This is a genomic window from Kribbella speibonae, from assembly GCF_004331375.1.
In the GTDB taxonomy this organism is placed as follows: Bacteria; Actinomycetota; Actinomycetes; order Propionibacteriales; family Kribbellaceae; genus Kribbella; species Kribbella sindirgiensis.
In genome coordinates, this window is sequence record NZ_SJKC01000001.1 from 2,362,427 (window position 1) to 2,378,044 (window position 15,618).

The 15,618-nt window shown below is 68.0% G+C and carries 17 protein-coding genes; 14 read left to right on the forward strand and 3 right to left on the reverse strand.

Annotation, left to right across the window (positions count from 1 at the left end):
* The first annotated feature begins 7 nt into the window (after nt 1-7).
* From E0H92_RS11935 to E0H92_RS11975, 9 genes are all read left to right on the forward strand, one after another.
* Nucleotides 8-364 carry a prepilin-type N-terminal cleavage/methylation domain-containing protein gene (locus E0H92_RS11935; RefSeq protein ID WP_131496238.1) on the forward strand — a complete coding sequence of 119 codons (357 nt, stop codon included), beginning with the start codon at nt 8-10 and terminating at the stop codon, nt 362-364.
* 88 nt (nt 365-452) lie between these two features.
* Nucleotides 453-1,547 (forward strand): type IV pilus twitching motility protein PilT, encoded by a 1,095-nt coding sequence (locus E0H92_RS11940; protein WP_131496239.1) that lies wholly within the window; start codon nt 453-455, stop codon nt 1,545-1,547.
* Nucleotides 1,544-3,181 carry a GspE/PulE family protein gene (locus tag E0H92_RS11945; protein ID WP_131496240.1) on the forward strand — a complete coding sequence of 546 codons (1,638 nt, stop codon included), beginning with the start codon at nt 1,544-1,546 and terminating at the stop codon, nt 3,179-3,181. The genes E0H92_RS11940 and E0H92_RS11945 overlap by 4 nt, the downstream gene beginning before the upstream one ends.
* A 3-nt stretch (nt 3,182-3,184) precedes the next feature.
* Nucleotides 3,185-4,387, forward strand: a complete 1,203-nt coding sequence (locus E0H92_RS11950; protein WP_131496241.1) for a type II secretion system F family protein — start codon at nt 3,185-3,187, stop codon at nt 4,385-4,387.
* A complete protein-coding gene (locus E0H92_RS11955; protein WP_131496242.1) occupies nt 4,384-4,842 on the forward strand; it encodes a type IV pilus modification PilV family protein in 459 nt (152 codons plus the stop codon). Before E0H92_RS11950 ends, E0H92_RS11955 begins: the two co-directional genes overlap by 4 nt.
* Nucleotides 4,836-5,456, forward strand: a complete 621-nt coding sequence (locus E0H92_RS11960) for a prepilin-type N-terminal cleavage/methylation domain-containing protein (protein ID WP_131496243.1) — start codon at nt 4,836-4,838, stop codon at nt 5,454-5,456. The genes E0H92_RS11955 and E0H92_RS11960 overlap by 7 nt, the downstream gene beginning before the upstream one ends.
* Nucleotides 5,453-7,516, forward strand: a complete 2,064-nt coding sequence (locus tag E0H92_RS11965) for a hypothetical protein (protein ID WP_131496244.1) — start codon at nt 5,453-5,455, stop codon at nt 7,514-7,516. The genes E0H92_RS11960 and E0H92_RS11965 overlap by 4 nt, the downstream gene beginning before the upstream one ends.
* Complete coding sequence (locus tag E0H92_RS11970) at nt 7,513-8,283, forward strand: prepilin peptidase (protein WP_131496245.1); 771 nt, start codon at nt 7,513-7,515, stop codon at nt 8,281-8,283. Before E0H92_RS11965 ends, E0H92_RS11970 begins: the two co-directional genes overlap by 4 nt.
* A gap of 150 nt (nt 8,284-8,433) precedes the next feature.
* Entirely contained in the window at nt 8,434-9,099 is a 666-nt protein-coding gene (locus tag E0H92_RS11975; RefSeq protein ID WP_131496246.1) for a response regulator transcription factor, read from the forward strand.
* Here E0H92_RS11975 and E0H92_RS11980 read toward each other — a convergent pair.
* Entirely contained in the window at nt 9,096-10,028 is a 933-nt protein-coding gene (locus E0H92_RS11980) for an NADP-dependent oxidoreductase (protein ID WP_131496247.1), read from the reverse strand. The genes E0H92_RS11975 and E0H92_RS11980 overlap by 4 nt on opposite strands.
* 105 nt (nt 10,029-10,133) lie before the next feature.
* On the opposite strand from E0H92_RS11980, the gene E0H92_RS11985 reads away from it, so the two are divergent.
* Complete coding sequence (locus tag E0H92_RS11985; RefSeq protein WP_131496248.1) at nt 10,134-10,541, forward strand: winged helix-turn-helix transcriptional regulator; 408 nt, start codon at nt 10,134-10,136, stop codon at nt 10,539-10,541.
* Nucleotides 10,538-11,161 carry a DUF2064 domain-containing protein gene (locus E0H92_RS11990; RefSeq protein WP_202873573.1) on the forward strand — a complete coding sequence of 208 codons (624 nt, stop codon included), beginning with the start codon at nt 10,538-10,540 and terminating at the stop codon, nt 11,159-11,161. Before E0H92_RS11985 ends, E0H92_RS11990 begins: the two co-directional genes overlap by 4 nt.
* A gap of 443 nt (nt 11,162-11,604) precedes the next feature.
* On the opposite strand, the gene E0H92_RS11995 is transcribed toward E0H92_RS11990, so the two are convergent.
* Together E0H92_RS11995 and E0H92_RS12000 are read right to left on the reverse strand one after the other, a co-directional pair.
* Nucleotides 11,605-12,150 carry an NUDIX hydrolase gene (locus tag E0H92_RS11995; protein ID WP_131496249.1) on the reverse strand — a complete coding sequence of 182 codons (546 nt, stop codon included), beginning with the start codon at nt 12,148-12,150 and terminating at the stop codon, nt 11,605-11,607.
* A gap of 55 nt (nt 12,151-12,205) precedes the next feature.
* On the reverse strand, nt 12,206-13,516 hold the full coding sequence (locus tag E0H92_RS12000; RefSeq protein WP_131496250.1) for a zinc-dependent metalloprotease: 1,311 nt from the start codon (nt 13,514-13,516) through the stop codon (nt 12,206-12,208).
* A gap of 318 nt (nt 13,517-13,834) precedes the next feature.
* On the opposite strand from E0H92_RS12000, the gene E0H92_RS12005 reads away from it, so the two are divergent.
* The 3 genes from E0H92_RS12005 to E0H92_RS12015 are packed head-to-tail and all read left to right on the forward strand — an operon-like array spanning nt 13,835 to nt 15,597.
* Entirely contained in the window at nt 13,835-14,260 is a 426-nt protein-coding gene (locus E0H92_RS12005) for a molybdenum cofactor biosynthesis protein MoaE (protein WP_131285467.1), read from the forward strand.
* A gap of 30 nt (nt 14,261-14,290) precedes the next feature.
* Nucleotides 14,291-14,563 carry a hypothetical protein gene (locus E0H92_RS12010; protein WP_238153424.1) on the forward strand — a complete coding sequence of 91 codons (273 nt, stop codon included), beginning with the start codon at nt 14,291-14,293 and terminating at the stop codon, nt 14,561-14,563.
* On the forward strand, nt 14,560-15,597 hold the full coding sequence (locus tag E0H92_RS12015; protein WP_131467441.1) for a YlbL family protein: 1,038 nt from the start codon (nt 14,560-14,562) through the stop codon (nt 15,595-15,597). The genes E0H92_RS12010 and E0H92_RS12015 overlap by 4 nt, the downstream gene beginning before the upstream one ends.
* Nucleotides 15,598-15,618: the final 21 nt, after the last annotated feature.

Here is a 15,618-nt window from a genome sequence, read left to right on the forward strand (position 1 = left end):
TCACATCATGCTCAACCGAATCCACGAAGCCCGCAAAAACCAGTCCGGCTTCACCCTGATCGAACTCCTGATGGTCATCGTCATCCTGGGCGTCCTCGCCGGCATCGTCGTCTTCGCCGTCGGCGGCATCACCGACACGGGCAAGGCGTCCGCCTGCAAGGCCGATGTCAAGAACGTCGAGATCGCCTCTGAGGCGTACTACGCCAAGTACGGGGCGTACGCGGCGGACATCGACAAGCTCCTGGTCTCGGCGACGCCGGACAAGGGCTTCCTGAAGGAGAAGCCGTCGACGACTAACGGCTACACGATCACCTACAGCTCGACCGGCGCTGTCACGGCGACCGGCGCCTGCACCGTCAGCTGATCGCCTGACTCCGGTGGGGAGGGGTTTCCCCAAGGCCCTTCCTCACCGGGCTTTTCGCCGTGCACTACCGACTACCTGGAGAAGCACCATGATCAGTCTTGCTCGTGGCAGCCGGGTCGACCTGCTGCTCGAAGAGCTCTGGAACGCCGGCGGCACCGACCTGCTGCTGACCGCGGGCTTGCCACCACAGGTCCGCGTCCACGGGCGTCTGTACTCCGTCAACGGTCTGGACCCACTGACCCGCGACGACACCGACAGCCTGCTCGCAGAGGTCCTGACCGTCGAGCAGGCCGCGGACTGGAACACCAAGCACGAACACGACTTCTCGTTCTCCTGGCGCGACGAGGCCCGGATCCGCGGGAACGCGTTCACCCAGCGCGGTGACACGGCGGTGGCGCTCCGGATGATCCCGCGCCAGATCCCGACGATGGACGAGCTCGGCCTGCCACCGGTGCTGTACGAGTTCGCCCGCAAACACCAGGGCCTCGTCCTGGTCACCGGCCCGACCGGCTCCGGCAAGTCGACGACGCTGGCCGCGATGATCGGACAGATCAACACCGATCGCGCCTGTCACATCATCACGGTCGAGGACCCGATCGAGTACGTCCACGACCACAAGCTCTCCGCCGTCAACCAGCGCGAGGTCGGCAGCGACACCGCGAGCTTCCCGGATGCTTTGCGTTCGGCGCTCCGCGAGGATCCCGACGTACTGCTGGTCGGTGAGATGCGTGATCTGGAGTCGATCCGGTTCGCCCTCACGATCGCCGAGACCGGCCACCTGGTCTTCGCCACCCTCCACACCAACGACACCGCACAGTCGCTCGCCCGCATCATCGATGTGTTTCCCGCGGAGCAGCAGGCACAGGTACGAGTACAGCTCGCCGCCGCACTCACCGGTGTGGTGTACCAGCGGCTGGTTCCCCGGATCGGCGGCGGCCTGGTCGCGGCGTACGAGGTGATGGTCGCCGACGCCGCGGTACGCAACCTGATCAAGGAAGGCAAGACGCATCAGCTGCGCAACTCGGTCGTCACCGGTCAGCGCGACGGCATGCTCACTCTCGAACAGTCCCTGTCGACGCTTGTGCAGAACGGGGTCGTCACGTACGACGACGCGGTCGCGCGCAGCCTCTACCCGAAGGACATCGAGGCCAGGCCGCGACTGCGGGCGGGGGTGCCGGCATGAAGCTCCGCAAGGCCGACCGGCCGGAACCAAGGCACGCCGCACCGAACCCGCGCCCGGAGATCATCCCGGCCGCCACCGAACAGGACCTGCACATCGAGCGCACCCGCGCCCGTCACCTCGCAGAGCAGCACAACCTCGGCGTGGCCGACCTACGCACCACGAGCCCGGAGCCGGTCGCCGCCGCACTGCTCGATGAACGCACCGCTCGCACCCTGGTCGCAGTACCGCTGGAGCTCCGCGATGACCTCGTCGTCGTGGCCGTCGCCGACCCGGCCGTACTCGACGAACTGCAGACGGCACTTGGACGCCGGGTCGCGCTCGAGGTCGCTGCGCCGACCGACGTGCTGCATGCGATCGGTACGGCGTACCGCGCGCTCACGGGCATCGACGACCGGGTCAAGGTGTTCGAGGCCCGCGATGCTGTCCGCAAGGACATCCGTGACGAGTCGACCGGCGCCAGCGAGGACGCCCCCGTGGTGCAGGTCGTGCAGCTCGTCATCACCCAGGCGTTGCGCGATCGCGCGTCGGACGTGCACATCGAACCGCACGGCGACCGGGTTCGGGTGCGCTACCGGATCGACGGCGCGCTGCACGACGTACTCGAGCTGCCCGGGTCGATCGGCCCCGCTGTGGTGAGCCGGATCAAGATCCTCGCCGACCTCAACATCGTCGAGCGTCGCCGCCCGCAGGACGGTCAGATCAGCATGGACGTCGAAGGCCGGCCCGTCGACATCCGGGTCTCCGCGACCGCGGTGGTCGGCGGGGAGAAGGTCGTCCTGCGGTTGCTGGACAAGAGCCGTCCGCTGTACCGCCTCGAACAGCTCGGGATGCCGGACCAGATGGCCGTCAGGTACTCGGGTCTGCTCAGGGCGCCGTACGGCATGGTCATCTGCGCCGGACCGACCGGCAGCGGCAAGACCACGACGCTGTACGGGTCGCTGGGGGAGATCAACAGTCCCGAGCGCAACATCATGACGATCGAGGACCCGGTCGAGTACACCTTCGACTCGATCAACCAGATCCAGATCAACGAGGCGGCCGGCATCACGTTCGCCGGTGGTCTGCGGTCGATCCTGCGGCAGGACCCCGACGTGATCCTGGTCGGCGAGGTCCGCGACGTCGAGACCGCGCGGATCGCCGTACAGTCCGCGCTGACCGGCCACTTCGTCCTCTCGTCGCTGCACGCGACCGACGCCGCGACCGCCCTGCACCGCCTGCTGGACATGGGCATCGAGACGTTCCTCATCGCCTCCTCGGTGACCGCTGTGGTCTCCCAGCGTCTGGTACGCCGGGTGTGCAGCAACTGCCGTGAGTACTACGAGCCGAAGGCCGAGGAGCTCGCGTTCCTCGCCTCGGCCGGCGGACGGGCGCCGGACGACGGGTTCATCCGCGGCGCGGGCTGCAACTTCTGCGCGCACACCGGGTTCCTGGAGCGAACCGGCGTCTACGAGCTGATGCCGGTATCGGACGCGATCCGCGAACTGGTCGTCGACCGGGCCGCGCACGACGAGATCCGCAAGGTGGCCCGGTACGAAGGCATGCGCACGCTGACCGAGGAGGGCATCCGGCTCGCCGAGGCGGGCGTCACCACGATCGGCGAGGTCATGCGATCCATCTACATGGTCGGGAGCTGACCGATGAGGTACGCGTATGTCGCGACGGCGCCGGACGGCCAGGTCGCAAAGGGCATCACCAAGGCGGACAGCCGGGAGGACGCCGAGCTGGCGCTGTACGAGCGCGAGCTGCGCGACATCCGGGTCACCGAGAAGCGCAGCGTCCTGCAGCTGGAGATCACGCCGCGCCGCGTGAAGCGCGAAGAGGTGATGCATCTGTCCCGCCAGCTCGGTGCCTTCATCAAAGCCGGCCTGCCGCTGATCGATGCGGTGCACTCGCTCGGCGAGGAAGCCGACAACGCGTCGGTACGACGGATGATGGCAGAGGTCGAGCACGGGCTGCGTGGCGGCGAGAAGCTCTCGGACTGCTTCGACCGGCACCCGAAGATCTTTCCGGAGTTCTACCGCGGCATCCTTCGCTCCGCCGAGCTGAGCGGTCAGTTGGACACGGTTCTCCAGCAGCTGGCGACGTACCTCGAGCGCGACCTCGAGGCGCGCCGCAAGGTCAAGCAGGCCATGATCTACCCGTCGATCGTGGCAGTGATGTCGACGGTCACGGTGATCGTGCTCGCGGCGTTCGTGCTGCCGCGGTTCAAGGACTTCTTCGCCAGCCTGCACGCGACGCTCCCACTGCCGACCCGGATGCTGCTGGCGGTCACGGACTTCCTCACCGCCTGGTGGTGGGCCCTCGGCGGGGGAGCCGCCGTCCTGGCGCTGCTCATCTTCGGCATCGTTCAGACCCACGGTGGCCGCTACCTGAGGGACAAGATGTTCCTCGCTCTGCCGGTGCTCGGCAGCACGATCCAGTTCGCCCTGGTCGAGCGATTCTGCCGCATCCTCGCGTCGATGGTCGGTGCGGGCGTGCAGCTGCCGGAAGCACTCCGGGTCGCCACCGGCTCACTGCCGAACCTGGTCTTCCGGCGGTCCCTGGGCGTGGCGGGTGAGGCCCTGCTGGAGGGAGAGGGCCTCGCCCGTCCACTGGCCGCGACCAAGCTGTTCCCCAAGACCGCGGCGCAGATGATGCGGGTCGGTGAGGACACCGGAACGCTGGACACCCAGCTCGAGGTCACGGCCGAGTACTACGAGGGCGAGCTGGACTACAAGCTGAAGAAGCTGATCGGCCTGTTCGAGCCCTTGGTCATCGTCGTCATGGGAGTGATCGTCGGGTTCGTCGCGGTCGCGTTGGTGTCCGCGATGTACGGGATCTTCCGCCAGGTCCAGTCATGAGCGGGGCCCGGGGGGACCAGGGCGAGTCGCTGCTGGAGCTGCTGATCGCGGTCGCGATCATGGGCCTGGCGGTGGTCGCGATCATGGCCGGGCTCGTCACCAGCGTCCTCATCTCCGACGTACACCGCAAACAGGCCACGGCCGGTACGGCGGTCCGGGACTACGCCGAGGCGATCCAGACGTCGGTGGCCGGGGAGCACTACGTCCCGTGTGCCGGCGCAACGTCGTACAAGCCGGACGCTCTGGTGCCGGCCTTCAGCGCGCCGTCCGGGTTCACGCCGAGCGTCGTCGCCGGCTCGGTCAAATACTGGAACGGCGGTGCGTGGCAGACAGGTTGCTCGACAGATCTCGGCCTTCAGCAGTTGACGATCCAGGTCGCCAGCGACGACGGTCGCGCGACCGAGCGAGTGGACGTCGTACTGCGGAAACCCTGCGGACTGGACACGTCATGCTGACCCGCCGTACCGACGAGGGTTTCACCCTGGTCGAGCTGCTCGTCGCGGTCGCGATCCTGGCCGTCATCACGGTGCCGCTGGCGAACGTCGTCATCGGCGCCTTTCGCAACACGACGGACACGTCCGACCGGCTGGAACTCTCGCACGACGCCCAGATCAGTTCGTCGTACTTCGCTCGCGACGTCGCCGAGGTCGGGCTGCGGAACTGGGCGGCCGTCAACGCGAACTCGGTGCCGTTCAAGCAGTCGGTCCAGCTCGGCGCGCCGTACAACGCCGCCGGGGGCACCTGCGGGTCCGCGACGGCCGTGCTCCGGCTTCTCTCCGACGCGTGGGACCCGGACGTCTCGCAGACGGACGCGGCCACCAACATCGTGGCCTACTACCTCACACCGGACGGGCGCGAGCTGCACAGGGTCAAGTGCATCGGCCCGTCGACCACCGGGACCGACGTCGTGCTCGCCCACAACGTGAAGCCGGGCAGCGTGGCCGTGACGTGCTCGAGCGCCTGCGAGGCCGACGACGTACCGGACCAGATCTCGCTGACGTTCCAGGTCACACGGGCGTCCGTCGGCGACTACCCGATCACGCTCACCGGTCAGCGGAGGCAGCAATGAGAGACCGCATCGCCCGTGCCCGCGGCGACGAAGGCGCGGCCCTCGTCCTCGCACTGATCGTGATCACCGTGATCGCGCTCAGTCTGTCTGCACTCCTGACGTTGTCGGACACCAGCGTGCGGACCACCGTCGGGCTCCGTGACCAGGTCGCCGACACGTACAACGCCGACGGCGCCCTGCAGGCCGCGATCAACAACCTCCGCAACAGCAGCTACAACCACAACACCGGGCAGCACTGCTTCGGCGCCGACGACACACTCCAACTGACCAACTTCCACGGCGGCGACTCGGCTGCGGTGACCTGCGAGGCCGACCCGAAGAAGGTCCTGATCCAGTGCCCGTCGTTGTCGAACTGCAACCGGCCCGGCAACGCAATCCTGACGTTGGGCAAGGTCGCGGGTGAGGACGGTCTGAACATCACGCAACCGAACACGGGATCCGCTCTGCGAGTGCACGGCAACGTGTTCTCGAACTCCAACATCAACGTGGTCAAGGGCGTCCTGAACACCAACGCCAACGTCTGGGCCCGCGGCTCCTGCTCCGGAACGATCCAGAGCGTGGGTACGGCGTGCAACATCGGCAACGCCGCGAACGAGCTCGGCGACGACCCCAACTACGCGGCCGACACGACCACGCCGCCACCGCACCGCGACCTGCCGGCCTGCACCTCGCGCGGCACGGTCGTCACCTTCCAGCCAGGCACGTACGACGATGCCGTAGGGCTGAGCGCGATGATGAGGAGCAGCAGTGCGTGCCGCGACAGCACCTGGTGGTTCAAGCCGGGCACGTACTACTTCGACTTCCGCAACAGCGGCACGAACGCCAATCCGTTGCTGCCATCCGGTACGAACGTCTGGACGATCGACAACGGGACCCTGGTCGGCGGCACCCCGACCGATGCCGCAGGCAACATCATCGCCAAGCCGCCGGTGCTGCCCGCGATACCGGGCTCGTGCGACAACCCGATCAAGAACGCGAGCGCTGTAGGGGTGCAGTTCATCTTCGGTGGCGACAGCCAGCTCACGGTCAACAAGGGGCATGCGGAGATCTGCGGCTCGTACCACACCAACAAGGCACCGATCGCGATCTACGGTCAGACCACGGGATCGGACACGCCAGCGGCCTGGACCGGCACCAACGCGCTCGCCATGACGACGGTCGACGACGCCGGACCCTTCGTCAACAACCCGGGCTGGATCGCCCAGGGCGACGGGCAGAGCGCGACCTGGGCCAAGACCAGCGCGAGCAACGAGACCGGGACGGTGAAGGTGTCGGGCTACACACCACCGACCGCGATCCCGGTGGGTTCGGTCCTCACCGCGGCGAAGCTGGTCGTCGTCCACGGCAACAGCGCCGGCTCCGCGCAGGACAATCTGTCGGTCCGGGTGGATCCGACGAACGGTAGTCCGTTCACCGTCGTGGTTCCGTCGTACGGCGACGCCGCCATGCACACCGAGTCGATCGACGTGCTCCAAGGCGGAGTCGGAACCCTCGCGCAACTCGTCAACGCCGGCGGGTACTCCGGGGCGAAGCTCAGCTACTCCGCAGGCGTCAAGCACAAGGGCATCGAGTCGCTCGACACGCTGAGGCTGGAGTTGACGTTCGTGCCGCCCACGTTGCGCGCCGGTAGCGGCTGCATCACCAACACGCCGTACACGGGCACGGGCAACGCGTCGACCTGTGCGGTCGTCACGGCACAGTCGAACGACAGCCTGTTCTACGTCCAGGGCACGACGTACACACCGAAGGCGGTTCTGGACATCACGCTCAACAACGCCGAGGAGCAGGTCTTCCGGTTCGGAGTCGTCTCGCGGTCGTTGTGGGTCAAGGTGACCGGTAGCTTCACGTTCGGCGGGCCGGTCATCGAGGTACCGGACGACTCGCCCGGTTTCGTGTTCAGTCTCTACCTGTCGGCCTACATCTGCTCCGGAGCGGGGCCGTGCTCGACGACCGGCACACCTGCCCTGCGATCGAAGGTGGCTCTGGTCGACAGCAATCCGATGGCTCCGAGTCCCGGGCATCGTCAGGTGACGGTGCTCAGTTGGTCGAGGCCGGGATGATCGCGTTCGTTGCCGGGGTGCTGGGGCTGGCGGTCGGGTCGTTTCTGAATGTGGTGGTGTACCGGGTGCCGCGAGGGGAGTCGGTGGTGAGTCCGCCGTCGCACTGCCCGCGGTGCGACAGCCTCGTGCGTTCCCGGCACAACGTGCCTGTGGCCGGTTGGATCCTGTTGCGCGGCCGGTGCGCGGACTGCCGGGTACCGATCAGCGTGCGCTATCCGCTCGTGGAACTCGCGACCGGGCTGTTGTTCGCGGCGGTTGCCCTCCGGCTCGACACGGCTGCCGCGCTCCCGGCGTACCTCTGGTTCGTCGGCGCCGGTGTGGCGCTCGCCTTGATCGATCTCGACGTACGACGGCTGCCGAACGCGATCGTGGCGCCGTCGTACCCAGTTCTGCTAGCACTGCTAGCCGGTGCTGCGGCGTGGGACCACGACTGGTCGGCGCTCGTTCGAGCGGTGATCGGTGGGGCGGCGCTGTTCGGGTTCTACCTGCTGCTGGTGCTGGTGTACCCGGCGGGATTGGGTTGGGGTGACGTCAAGCTTTCGGGCCTGGTCGGCGGTGTACTGGCGTTCCTGTCCTGGAACGCGCTACTGATCGGTGCTTTCGCGGCCTTCTTGCTGGGCGGGATCGTCGGCATCGGCGTCATCCTGATTGCGGGCGGAGGGCGGAAGACCGCTCTCCCGTTCGGGCCGTTCATGATCGCCGGGGTCCTCCTGGCTGTCTTCGCGGCAGCTCCCGTCGCCCGTTGGTACGGCTCCCTGCTGCACTGAGGAACTCGGGAACTTGGTTACCGGCCGTTTAGGCCGTTTAGATTGAAAGCACCTGTTTGAATCGGCGTAACGCGGCGTAGTAGTTGAGCGATCATAGTTACAGCAGGTGATACTCGTCACGCTGCGCTTGGGGATTCAACGGGGGCCACCATGAGCAGGTCGATCAGCGTCGTCGTCATCGACGGACACACACTGACGCGGTACGGGCTGGTGCGGTTGGTCAGCGCGGATCCCGAGATCAGCATCGTCGGTGAGTGCAGCCTCGCCTCCGAGGCGTCCGCGGTCATCGCCTCCAGCCGCCCGGATGTCGTGGTACTGGATGTCGTGCTGCCGGACGCCGACGGGCTCCGCCTCGCCCGTGAGCTGCGTGACCGGCACGCCGGGCTCGGCATCGTCGTACTCACGTCGCAGGCCGAGGACGACGTACTGTTCCGGGCGCTGGAGACCGGGGTGTCCGCGTTCGTGGGCAAGACCGCCCCGAACACCGAGGTGCTTGGGGCGATCCGCCACGCCGCGGTGGCAGCCTCGTCCTTCACCGCGACCGGACTCGCGACCGCGCTGGCTCGGCGCGGTAGTGCTGCCGCTCAGGTGCCGCCCGTGATGGCGCTCAGTCCCCGTGAGCGGGAGGTGCTGGCCCTGCTGGCCCGTGGGCAGTCGGTTCCGGCGATCGCGGGGACGATGTTCGTCAGCCTGTCGACGGCCAAGACCTACGTCTCGCGCCTGTACGACAAGCTCGGCGCCACCAACCGCGCCAACGCGATCATGACCGCCCTTCGGCTCGGCCTGATCACCCCGGAACTGCAGGTCTCCGCTTAGGGGATGAGTGCCAGGCGGCCGCGGACGCCGCCCTTGGCCAATCGCCGGTACGCCGTTGCCGCGTCCTCAAGTGGGTAAGTGTCGGCGATTCGGGTGGAGATGACCCCCGCCTCGGTCAGCTGTATCAGTTCCGACAGTTCCGAACGGTTCGCATGGACGAAGATCTGATGCACGGTGATGCCGCGCAGATGCGGCGGGGTGGGACCCGCCTGGACGTGCGCGTGCCGGCCACGGTTGCGGACCGCTTCCTGCGCACCGATGCCTAGTACGGCCGCGTCCACCAAACCGTCGGTGCCTCCGGACGCAATCGCGTGTACCGCAGCCGTCAGGTCCTCTGCACGTGACACGAAGTGATCCGCGCCAAGACGCCGTACCAGGTGTTCGTCTTCCGCTGCCGCGGTGCCGATGACGGTCAGGCCGAAGTGCTTGGCGAGCTCGACGGCGTACCCTCCGACCCCACCGGCCGCGCCTGTGACGAGGACTGTCTCACCGGGGTCGAGTTGGACGGCCTTGAGGGCCTGCAACGCGGTCAGGGCGTTGAGGGCGATCGTGGACGCAGCGGTGAGGTCGAGGTTCCTCGGCGCGGGCGCGACCGCCTCGGCATTCAGGACGACGTACTCCGCATGTGTCTTGAGCGGTCGTCCGAGCAGATCCGCCAGCCCGATCACCGGCGTACCCGGCTCGAGGTCGCTCCCGGGGCCAGCCGCGTCGATGGTGCCCGCGACGTCCCAGCCGAGGCCGAACTGGTCGCGGGCACGGGTTACCCCGTACTGGACGGCCTTTCCAGTGCTGACCGCCACGTCCACCGGGTTGACCGCGGCCGCGGCCACCTTGATCCGTACCTGACCCGCGGCCGGCTCAGGTACGCCGGTCTCGATCAACTCGATCGCGTCCGGCCCGTCGAGCCGCCGGGCAACGAGTGCGCGCATATCGTTCTCCTCCTCGTGGTGTCTGGAACATGCACCACTCTTGGAGAGCTACTCTCTGGTGGGAAGTACGCACTTCGGAGTGCGTACCGCACGACGAGGAGAGCCATGCCCACCCGCACCGCAGCCCAGCGCCGCGAAGAGGCAGCGCGCGAGTACGACGCGTTCCTGGCGACCTGTCCCGCGCGGCAACTCCTCGACCGGATCAGCGACAAGTGGGTGACTTTGGTGTTGAGCGCCCTTGCAGATGGTCCGCAGCGCTACTCCGATCTGTCGCGCCGCATTGCCGGCGTCAGCCAGAAGATGCTGACCCAGACCCTCCGCTCCCTGGAACGCGACGGTCTCCTGACCCGCTCGGTCACCCCGTCCGTCCCGGTGCGCGTCGACTACGAGCTGACCCCGCTGGGGTGCACGTTGATGCCGCTCATCTCGGCCATCAAGTCGTGGGCCGAGTCGCACATGCCCGAAGTGACCACCGCCCGCGCCACCTACGACACCGAGAGCACCCCAGCATGACAACCGCGGACGGGGCCGATCGGCGGGTTGTGGTGGTTGTTGTGCCGGAGGCTGGGACCTGGGCTCCGCCGGGGAGGGACCCTGAGGCGTGGCGGTTGGCGATGGCCGAGGACACGTACGAAGTGATCGCCGCACTCGACCGGGTCGACGTCGCGGTCGCGGTCTCCGGCGACGAGAGTGCTGTGGCTGAGGTACGCGCGCTGACCTGGCCCGGCACACCGACGTACGCCGTCTCTCCCGAGCGACCGGTGCTCCACGCGGTGGAACTCGCTGGCCCTGCCGCAGCGGTGGTTGCGGTGTCGCACGACTTACCGGATCTGCCCGGGCTGCTGATCGGCAAACTGTTCCGAGCGTTGAGCAACGCCGACGTCGCCGTCACGCCTGCCGAGGACGGCTCCCTGGCAGCCATCGGGGTGAAGCTCCCGATCGCCGACTGGCTCGCCGAACTGGCCCCGACCTTTGACACCCCACTCTCAGTTCTCGAGGCCCGCAAACCCCGCCGTCACGCCGTTGCGATCGGCCCCGGATGGCACCGTCTGCGATCGAATGCTGACCTAGCGCGACTGGATCCCGGGCTCGAAGGATGGGATGCGACAAGATCCCTACTTCGTCACGCCTGACCCGTCACCTTCTCCCGATCCGCTCGTTCACCATGCAACGGGGAACCTCACCGATCGCCGATGCCGTTCAGGGGCGGCACCCGACGAGAAACCCGGCCCGCATCGGGGGATGCGGCCCGGGAGCACCATCCGACGGGACCGCACGGGGGATCAGCACGGGGGATCAGCAACACCACGGGGACAGTAAGACCACGGGGGAGTGCCGCAGTCGGGGGGCTGCGCACGCTGCACGAATCCGCAGTACGGGGGAGCACCAACGGGGGACAGCGGGGGCACGGGGATGCACGACAGGGGGATCGCGGGGGACGCGGTACGGCAGGGCTGAGGGGTGAGGAATGCCCTGTTGTGGGGAGGTGGGCCGGCCAACTCTGGTCGGCCCACAGGAACGTCACCTGAAGCGGGATCGCCTGCCCAGCAGGCGGTTCAGCCCTGGAGTCGCGAGGTCAGTTGCGCGCGAGATGTCTGCGTGCTCGAGAGGCCAGGTCCTGGACGGAGGCGTCTGTGTCCGGGGGGAGTTCGTTGAGCGGGAACCAGGCAAGGTCGTGGGATTCCTCGCTCACGACGTACTCCGTGTTCGCTGCCGCCGTAACGAGGAACTGGACGTCGAGGTGGTACGCACCCGCGCACCCACCCGCCTCAAGCAGATGCCGTGAAAGCTGCAGCGGTTCGCGGCTGACCATCAGGCCCGAGAGCCCGGACTCCTCAGTCGCTTCCCGCAGAGCCGCACCGCTCAGCGTCGTGTCGCCGGGCTCGCAATGCCCGCCGAGTTGAAGCCATCGGCCGACTGTCTTGTGCAAGGTGAGCAGGGTGTTCTTGCCCGCGCCGTCGACGACCAGCGCGCTGGACGTCACATGTTCCGGCCGGCAACTCCGACACATCCCGTCAGGATGAGTCACCAGGTGCCGCAGGTAGTGCGCCCGCAGCTCCTCCTGCTCCGCATCAGGCGCACGCCACCGCTCCAGCACCTCAACCGCATCCCCATGAAGCATCCCGCAAGTCTCCCCATCCCCGCCCGGACACTCTCAGGCGGGGTAGGGCGAGTGACTACTTGGTGGGGGTGTCGCCGTCGTCGTCCTGGGGCTTGTCGGACGTCTCTTCGGTGAGGAAGTCGCTGATGTCTATGTCGGAAAGTTCGCCGGCGTGCTGGGCGAAGCCGATGGGGTCGTCCAGGTCGCTGGTGCTCGGCATCAGGTCGGGGTGGGACCAGAGGTTGTCGCGGCCGTCGACGCCGCGGGCGTCGCGGACGGCGGCCCACAGGTTCGCGGCGTCACGCAGGCGGCGAGGGCGCAGCTGGAGGCCGACGAGAGTCGCGAACGTCTGCTCGGCCGGACCACCGGCCGCCCGACGACGCCGTACCGTCTCGGCGAGCTGTACCGCAGCGGGCATCCGGTCCTTGGTGGCCTGCCGGACAACGTCGTCGACCCAGCCCTCGACCAGCGCCAGCGTGGTCTCGAGCCGGACGAGCGCCGCCTTCTGCTGCGCCGAGTCCTCGGGCTCGAACAAGCCGCCGGCGAGTGCTTCCTGCATGGCTTCCGGGTTCTGCGGGTCGATGTCGGCCATCGCCCGCTCGATCTTGCCGGTGTCGACCTCGATGCCGGCCGCATAGTCGGCGACCGCGGCCAGCAGATGCTGACGCAGCCACGGCACACCCGCGTACAGCCGCTGGTGTGCGACCTCACGCAGCGCGAGGTACAACCGGACGTCCTCGTCGGTCAGCCCGAGACCGTCGGCGAACTTCGCCACGTTGTCCGGCAGCAGGATCGCCTGGCCGGTCGGACCGAGCGGGAGCCCGATGTCGGACGAGCTGACGACCTCTCCGGCGAGCTCGCCGAGCCCTTGACCGACCTGCGCCCCGAAGACGGAACCGCCCAACTGCCGCAGCATCCCCGCCATCGGACCGGCGAGCTGCTGCGCCTCGGCGGGCAGCGCGTTGCCCATCGCACCGGCCACGTGCTCCGCGACCGGATCGACGATCGTCTGCCAGACCGGGAGCGTGTTCTCGACCCACTCGGCGCGGCTCCAGGCCGCGGAGGTAGCGGACACCTCGGGGAGGGTGGTCGCGTCGTCCAGCCAGTGCTCGGCGAGGCGGACCGCATCCGCGACCCGGTCGCTGTCGGTGGACGTCATCGATCGGTCTCCGGCGGCGGAGACGGTCTTGCGGGCGATGTCCTTGGCCAGGTCCCAGTTCACCGGCTTGCCGTCGGTCGACCCGCTCAGCATCTGCTGGACCTGGGCGAAGATCGCGTTCAGGTCCGGGGTGCCGCCCGCGCCGGCCGCACCGGAGAACTGCTGGAACATGGCCTCGAACGGCGTTCCCTTGAACGGGTTGTCCGGGTTGTCCGGTTCGTCGCTCATCGGAGGGCCTTCCTGTGCGGGTGGGGCGTACAACTCCAACGTACTGGTTCCGTCCATCAGTTCCTCGCTCGGTGAACGCACAACCGTCGCTGTTCGCCGCCGGCAGAGCCTGAACCCCGGTCCGGCAGGTAGGTGAGGAAGGCAACAGTCTCTCCTGGTGTACGCCGTACCACGCACCGCAGCGCCCCGTGCCGGCGAGCGGATCGGTGAGCGGAAAGGGAGGGGATGTCCTGGAAATGGAGGGTGGGAGGGAGAATTGCGTGTGGGGGATGGAATGGTGTGGTGTGAGCGTGGGGACCTGGCCGGAATGAGGAACGGATGAGCGACGCGATCAGACTGCTGGACATTCGCGACAGTGCGTTGTCCAGCGACGAGGTTCTCGCGGCTGTCGCGGACCCGACGGCGGGCGGAACTGCGCTTTTCATCGGTACTGTGCGCAACCACGACCAGGACAAGCCGGTCGACCGCTTGAGCTACGAGGCGCACCCGGACGCGCTGGAGCACCTGCGGAAGGTTGCGCAGCGTATCTGCGACGACCCCGCGGTGACGGCGTTGGCCGCCGTGCACCGGACCGGGGATCTGGTGATCGGTGACGCGGCGGTGATCGTCGCGGTGGCGGCCTCGCACCGAGATGTGGCGTTCACTGCCTGTCGGCAGTTGATCGACGAACTCAAGGCCGAGGTCCCGATTTGGAAACACCAGCGCTTCAGCGACGGTGGCAGCGAGTGGGTCGGCGCTCACTGACACGTACGCTGGGCGCATGAAGGTGGCCGGATGAAGGTTTTGGCGTGGCTGGCGTTCCCGCTGGCCGCCACGCTGCTGGCGATGTGCTGGGCGGCGTGGCGCGGGTGGCGCAGCCGTGAGCGCCGCCGGTCCGGCGGCGCCTTCGCGTCGGTCGAGGACTTCCGCCGCTTCAACGCCGCGCTCGCCGCGCCAGGCCCGCGGGCCACTCCGGAACGTCGCCGCGGCCTGGGTCGTCGTAACCATCAGCCGGTCTCTTCCGAGATCCGTAGCTCCGGCTCCAAGATCGCAGGGCAGGGTTCGTGACACGTCGTACCGCCACATTGGTCACCTCGATCGTCGTGCTTGTCGTCTCGCTGGGGCTGGTCACCGCGTTCCCGGTGCCGTTCGTCTCGTTCAGCCCCGGGCCGGTCAAGGACACCCTGGGATTGTCGAAGAACAAGCCGGTCGTCGAGATCACCGGCCACGACACGTTCCCGACGACGGGCCAGCTCGACCTCACGACGGTGTCCGTGACCTCGCCGGACCGGGAGCTGACCCTGCCGCAGGCGATGCGGAACTGGCTCGACCCGCACCACGACCTGTTCCCGCGCGAGATCATCTATCCGCCGGACCAGAGCGCCGACGAGGTCGAGCAGCAGAACACCGCTGAGATGACCGGCTCGCAGGACAGTGCGGTCGCGGCCGCGCTGCAGGCGGCGAAGGTTCCGTTCCACACGAAGGTGTCGACGGTCGCGGACAACTCCCCGGCGCAGGGCAAGCTGAAGGCCGGCGACATCGTGCTGGCGGTCGACGGGCAGGCGGTGACGCAGGTCCCGCAGGTCGGCGAGTTCGTCCGGAAGCACAAGGTCGGCGAGAAGGTCGTCTTCCTGATCCGCCGCGGCACCGCCGAGCAGACCGTCGAGCTGAAGACCGCCGCGACGCCCGGTGACGAGACCCGGCCGATGGTGGGGATCACGATCGGCGTCGACTCGCAGGTCAAGGTGACGGTGAACCTCGGGCAGGACATCGGCGGCCCCAGTGCGGGCACCGCGTTCGCGCTGGCCATCTACGACAAGCTGACCCCGGGCGCCCTGCTGAACGGGAAGCACGTCGCCGGCACCGGGACGATCGACGCGCTCGGCCAGGTCGGCGCGATCGGCGGTATCCAGCAGAAGATCGCCGGCGCCCGGAACGACGGCGCGACGGTGTTCCTGGTCCCCGCGCCGAACTGCGCGGCCGCTTTGCATGCGGGCGTGAACGGCATCCAGCTGGTGAAGATCAGCACGCTGACCGACGCCATCAGCGCACTGCAGGCGGTCGCTGACGGCAAGGGAGAGGTCCCGTCGTGCAGCCAATGAGCGATAGGTACGTACTGGTGA

Bases quoted from the DNA above. Each gene is read 5' to 3' on its own strand.
- E0H92_RS11995 (WP_131496249.1), bottom strand. From the start codon at position 12,150: ATGCTTCATGGGGATGCGGTTGAGGTGCTGGAGCGGTGGCGTGCGCCT.
- E0H92_RS11945 (WP_131496240.1), top strand. From the start codon at position 1,544: ATGAAGCTCCGCAAGGCCGACCGGCCGGAACCAAGGCACGCCGCACCG.
- E0H92_RS11965 (WP_131496244.1), top strand. From the start codon at position 5,453: ATGAGAGACCGCATCGCCCGTGCCCGCGGCGACGAAGGCGCGGCCCTC.
- E0H92_RS11975 (WP_131496246.1), top strand. From the start codon at position 8,434: ATGAGCAGGTCGATCAGCGTCGTCGTCATCGACGGACACACACTGACG.
- E0H92_RS12000 (WP_131496250.1), bottom strand. From the start codon at position 13,516: ATGAGCGACGAACCGGACAACCCGGACAACCCGTTCAAGGGAACGCCG.
- E0H92_RS11990 (WP_202873573.1), top strand. From the start codon at position 10,538: ATGACAACCGCGGACGGGGCCGATCGGCGGGTTGTGGTGGTTGTTGTG.
- E0H92_RS12005 (WP_131285467.1), top strand. From the start codon at position 13,835: ATGAGCGACGCGATCAGACTGCTGGACATTCGCGACAGTGCGTTGTCC.
- E0H92_RS11935 (WP_131496238.1), top strand. From the start codon at position 8: ATGCTCAACCGAATCCACGAAGCCCGCAAAAACCAGTCCGGCTTCACC.
- E0H92_RS11985 (WP_131496248.1), top strand. From the start codon at position 10,134: ATGCCCACCCGCACCGCAGCCCAGCGCCGCGAAGAGGCAGCGCGCGAG.
- E0H92_RS11940 (WP_131496239.1), top strand. From the start codon at position 453: ATGATCAGTCTTGCTCGTGGCAGCCGGGTCGACCTGCTGCTCGAAGAG.
- E0H92_RS11950 (WP_131496241.1), top strand. From the start codon at position 3,185: ATGAGGTACGCGTATGTCGCGACGGCGCCGGACGGCCAGGTCGCAAAG.
- E0H92_RS11960 (WP_131496243.1), top strand. From the start codon at position 4,836: ATGCTGACCCGCCGTACCGACGAGGGTTTCACCCTGGTCGAGCTGCTC.
- E0H92_RS11980 (WP_131496247.1), bottom strand. From the start codon at position 10,028: ATGCGCGCACTCGTTGCCCGGCGGCTCGACGGGCCGGACGCGATCGAG.
- E0H92_RS12010 (WP_238153424.1), top strand. From the start codon at position 14,291: ATGAAGGTTTTGGCGTGGCTGGCGTTCCCGCTGGCCGCCACGCTGCTG.
- E0H92_RS11970 (WP_131496245.1), top strand. From the start codon at position 7,513: ATGATCGCGTTCGTTGCCGGGGTGCTGGGGCTGGCGGTCGGGTCGTTT.
- E0H92_RS11955 (WP_131496242.1), top strand. From the start codon at position 4,384: ATGAGCGGGGCCCGGGGGGACCAGGGCGAGTCGCTGCTGGAGCTGCTG.